The 3,374-nt window shown below is 36.9% G+C and carries 2 protein-coding genes; one reads left to right on the top strand and one right to left on the bottom strand.

What is annotated here, in order from left to right; all coding sequences use genetic code 11:
* Positions 1 to 355: 355 nt before the first annotated feature.
* Positions 356 to 754 (bottom strand): type IV pilin domain-containing protein, encoded by a 399-nt coding sequence (locus PLA23_RS11695; RefSeq protein ID WP_324475293.1) that lies wholly within the window; start codon positions 752 to 754, stop codon positions 356 to 358.
* Between the two features lie 729 nt (positions 755 to 1,483).
* Here PLA23_RS11695 and PLA23_RS11700 point away from each other — a divergent pair.
* Entirely contained in the window at positions 1,484 to 3,223 is a 1,740-nt protein-coding gene (locus tag PLA23_RS11700; protein ID WP_324475294.1) for a PD-(D/E)XK nuclease domain-containing ATP-binding protein, read from the top strand.
* Positions 3,224 to 3,374: the final 151 nt, after the last annotated feature.

Consider the following 3,374-nt stretch of genomic DNA (forward strand, 5'->3'; position numbering starts at 1 on the left):
TATTAAACTTGGAAAAGTCAATACGCACATAAATATAATTTTTTAAGGATTGTAAATGGGGAAAAAAGGATCTTCATAAAAAGAAAATGAAAGCACTTTGAATATGCATGATTACCAGATCAAAAGAGAATCAGGCATTATGATTTTCCTTTCAACACCTATCGATCAGATTTTGATCCGTGATCTTGAAATATTTCAAGAAATTCAAATAATATAACATTCACCTGCAATGGTGGCATGCTTAACAGATCATGAGGTTATAGAAGAGTGATTTTGTTCTCTAGAAGTTATAGAAGTACAAGTAATAATAACTCAATTGAAAAATAAAAAAATAAATTTTTAAAATATAAAATAATTAAATTTTAGAACTATAAACTGGGAATTTTCCAGTATTAAAGTTACCAACAATTGTGACATCAGCGGTTCCAGGTGGATAAGATGATCCAATATTGTAATAAGCGACTGATCCAACTTCTTTTGTTAAGCCGGATCCTGCATTGATCTCAGTATCTCCTACAGTCACATTAAATGGATATTGATATGCTAATTCTTTCGCTCCTGCGCCACCAAAATGTGTTAATTTTAAATGTGTTGCATTTACTCTTTCAACAGTTACAGTGGTTGTTTTTGATTTATCGACGTTCCCAGCCATACCAAATACAAATGCTGCAATCACTGCAGCGAGAATAACGGTGATCGCCACCATCAGGATAACACCGATAACCGGTGATACTGCATCATCACGTTTGTACATATCACACCTCCTGAGTGCGTACGAATTCTATGTATCAAAACCATAAGAAAGTTTTGTATGTGTATCATTCAATAAAAATCCGAAAACAGACAAGACTTTATCGACAAATATACTCTTTGACTTACTAAAAAAGAGATCTTTATTTTGCAGACTATTTTGGCAGTCTAAAAACCGGTAAATCTTTTTATCACACTGTTCAATCAGAATTTGTGTTCCAGTAAGCATTATTCTCCAACAATAAGGAGAATTCCATATGATGGTCTCATGTGCAAAATGAAAAGAGTTGATCCGTAGGTAAAACTCCAAAAACGGATGAAATTCTGACCTTTTGCTGAGCACATTGACAGGAGCACGCCAAACAGACTCCCTCCTTTTCTCTCTCCCTGCTTTGAAGCCCCTTTTGTCCTCAACACCCATAAGTGTATACTCTCATCGGTGAGTGTTTCTTACTCATTGATGTGAATAATTCAAATGAGGATAGCGAAAAACCCCTTCCAAAAAATATAGTTTATAAATCCTTTATAAACCTTCGAACACATAAGAGGGGTTTTAATCTATCCTCAAATAAAAAATTCGATGTTCTTTTTACAGGAACCGAAAAAAATTCCTACAATCCTATACCTTTCAGTTTTTATGGACAATTAGCAACAAAAATTATTCTTTCATCGATAATTTTTATGCCATTCCGGTATATGCAATATATACAAACCGCTCTTTTGGGAGAACCATATGCAGAGAAGAATACCCTACGGGATAATGAATTATGCTGAATTGATCACAAAAAACAATTATCTGATCGATAAAAGCAGGTTCATTGAAAAGCTTGAGACCGTGCAAAACCCGGTATTTCTCCGCCCCAGAAGATTTGGTAAATCACTGTTCTGCTCCATGCTCCAGTATTATTATGATATCAATGAAGCTGATCGGTTTGAAGAACTATTTGGCAACACCTGGATTGGGAAGAACCGTACATCATCTCACAATATGTATATTGTTCTCAAACTAGATTTTTCTGAAATATCCGGATCTGATAGCAGGAATCAGATTGAATATTCCTTTCATCAGTATTGCAACCGGCGATTGATTGAGCTTAAATACCAGTATCCTGTGTACTTCTCCGATATGCCTGATATCAGGATGGATGATCCTGCCTCCCTTAATCTCTCTATCTGCCTTGGTTACCTGAAGGCCTCAGGTGCCCCTCCGGTCTATGTCATTATTGACGAATATGATAATTTCGTGAATCAGCTGATAACACAGTCACATGATCATCTCTATTCTGAAATAACATCTGGTGATAGTTTTCTGAGGGCATATTATAAAGTCCTGAAAGCGGGAAGGCAGTCAGGATCAGTAGCAAATATTTTTATCACGGGTGTTCTTCCGGTAACAATTGATGATTTAAGTTCAGCGTACAATATTGCCACATTTATTACACTCGATCCTGTATATGAACACATGCTGGGTTTTACCCAAAATGAAGTAGATACACTCATGGATGAAGTGTATCGTGATTATGAGATTAATCCAATAACCCGGGTTCATGTCGAAGAGGTCATTAAAAATATGTATAACGGGTATCACTTTGTAAAAACAGATACCCCTGCGGTTTATAATTCAACAATGCTTATGTTTTTTTTCAGGCAATTCGCAGAGCAGAAAGCAATTCCTGATAATCTTTTTGATTTGAATCTCCGGACAGATCTGGAATGGGTCAGAAGATTGACACTTGGGAAAAAGGAAATTCTTGAAACATTCATCAGTCAGCTGACAATGAGTGAAACACTTTCATATAACAGAAAAGCACTCCTCGCGCAATTTAATCTGCATGAATTCTTCGAACCTGCGTTTTACCCGGTATCCTTATTTTATCTGGGCATTCTGACGAGAAAGGATGAGTTCAGCCTTCAAATCCCAAATCTTACCATAAAAGAGATGGTCGTGGAATATTTCAATGAAGTGTTCCGTATTGATCCTGTTCAGGACAAATATGAAAAAATGATGCGTGAATTCGTCGCGCATCCGGATTTATTCAGGCTCTTCTCTGAGTACTGGCGCCTGTATATCAGCCAGCTTCCTGAATCTGTCTTTATGCAGGTGAATGAGAATTTCTATCGCACGACATTTTATGAAGTATGCAGCCGCTATCTTTCTCCCTGGTTCACATGGAATATTGAGCGATCATATCCGGAGGGACGTTCTGACCTTGAATTTGTTGGAAAGTATAATGAACGGTTTGCCGGACTTCGATGGATAATTGAGTTTAAGTACTACTCTTTGGCGGAATTCTCCCGATTTAACAGAACTCCTGAAACATTTGAATTACAGGCAGAGCATCGTCATCAGGTGCAGAGGTATGGGAAAGGGGTTTTAATGGAGTTCCCGGAGGCTCAGGTGCGGTTATTTGTTATTTATTGTTTTGGCAATCTTGGGTACCGGGTTTTTGAAGTCCCGTTACATGAAAGTTAGTTGAAATTGACTCTAAATGGAGTCCAATGCGTTATTTCGATAAATAGTAGCATTAAAAAATATTCTGTTCCGGATAATGGAAAAACGACTTAAAAGGTTAACAACGTCGAAAAATTAATTAAAAAATAAAGCCTCAGGCGAGATTTGAACT

The organism is Methanospirillum sp. (genome assembly GCF_035406105.1).
Classification (GTDB): domain Archaea; phylum Halobacteriota; class Methanomicrobia; order Methanomicrobiales; family Methanospirillaceae; genus Methanospirillum.

Excerpts from the sequence above, each read along its gene's own strand:
- PLA23_RS11695 (WP_324475293.1), bottom strand. The coding sequence starts at position 754 with ATGTACAAACGTGATGATGCAGTATCACCGGTTATCGGTGTTATCCTG.
- PLA23_RS11700 (WP_324475294.1), top strand. The coding sequence starts at position 1,484 with ATGCAGAGAAGAATACCCTACGGGATAATGAATTATGCTGAATTGATC.